An 892-nucleotide genomic window follows, 5' to 3' on the forward strand; every position below is an offset into this window, starting at 1 on the left:
TTTCTCCATAATGCTGGAGAAAGTGAGGGAATTGAATTAACACATCCAGTGATACTTAACAGAGCTATACAACTCAATAGTTTTAAGATTTTCTTCATTCTTCCCCTCTTTCAATGGATTTATTTACGATAAAACAGCTCGAAAGCTTGTTGATATTTCCTGTCACCGCTGCTTAAAACAACGGTGAACAATATTGAGATGATTGGTTGAGGAAACAATCCCGCCATTCCAAGTGAAGGCAAGGATGGCGGATTGTTGATCATCACAAACAGCAAAACTTAAGGCTCGCATTCAGGTTGTTCTGGATGCTTTTTACAAAACGGGCTGTTCAAGCGCTTCTTGACACTGCGCTGTGGTATGACAGCACCTGGACGACAAATGGGAAGGTTTTCGGCTCTAAAAGTATAACACCAATTACCTCCCAACTTATCTTTATAACGAAATCCTGCTTGGAGCATGCAAGCATGAATTGTTGCTTTAGCATTAATGCTTATATTTTCACTTTCTGGATCAACATCATAAGGCGTTGGCATACCACATTCTAACAAAGCTTTTCCTACCTCAGTAAAATCAGTAACACTATTTTTCTCCCACATACTCAAATACCCTGGAGCAGGCTTATCAATGTTACATCCAGCGATATTTAACAGAATGAGACCACTTAATAATTTCAAGATTTTCTTCATTTTTTCCTCCCTGAATATTTTGAATAAATTGGCGTACGATTAGGTGAACCATAGCGCGATGTACACGCATAACCTGCATGACCATAACAAGCATGAACACTGGGGTAGCCTTTAAATATTTGCCCTCTCTCTTTCCAGGGACCACTTCCAGGAGGTATTTGCTCAAAAGTGTAAGGATTTTTGCCAATCTTTGTACCCACAAAGTC

General features: G+C 39.6%; 3 protein-coding genes. All 3 read right to left on the reverse strand.

Going from position 1 to position 892, the window contains the following annotated elements:
• Nucleotides 1-162: 162 nt before the first annotated feature.
• Entirely contained in the window at nucleotides 163-291 is a 129-nt protein-coding gene (locus ACFIQE_RS10975; RefSeq protein ID WP_375624504.1) for a hypothetical protein, read from the reverse strand.
• Nucleotides 279-686 (reverse strand): hypothetical protein, encoded by a 408-nt coding sequence (locus ACFIQE_RS10980; RefSeq protein ID WP_375624506.1) that lies wholly within the window; start codon nucleotides 684-686, stop codon nucleotides 279-281. Before ACFIQE_RS10980 ends, ACFIQE_RS10975 begins: the two co-directional genes overlap by 13 nt.
• A partial coding sequence (locus ACFIQE_RS10985) for a hypothetical protein (protein WP_375707761.1) occupies nucleotides 628-892 on the reverse strand: 265 nt, incomplete at its 5' end. The genes ACFIQE_RS10980 and ACFIQE_RS10985, both read right to left, overlap by 59 nt.

This window comes from Bartonella sp. AA1HLJMS (genome assembly GCF_042197445.1).
Taxonomy (GTDB): domain Bacteria; phylum Pseudomonadota; class Alphaproteobacteria; order Rhizobiales; family Rhizobiaceae; genus Bartonella.

Bases quoted from the DNA above. Each gene is read 5' to 3' on its own strand.
- ACFIQE_RS10975 (WP_375624504.1), bottom strand. From the start codon at position 291: ATGCGAGCCTTAAGTTTTGCTGTTTGTGATGATCAACAATCCGCCATC.
- ACFIQE_RS10980 (WP_375624506.1), bottom strand. From the start codon at position 686: ATGAAGAAAATCTTGAAATTATTAAGTGGTCTCATTCTGTTAAATATC.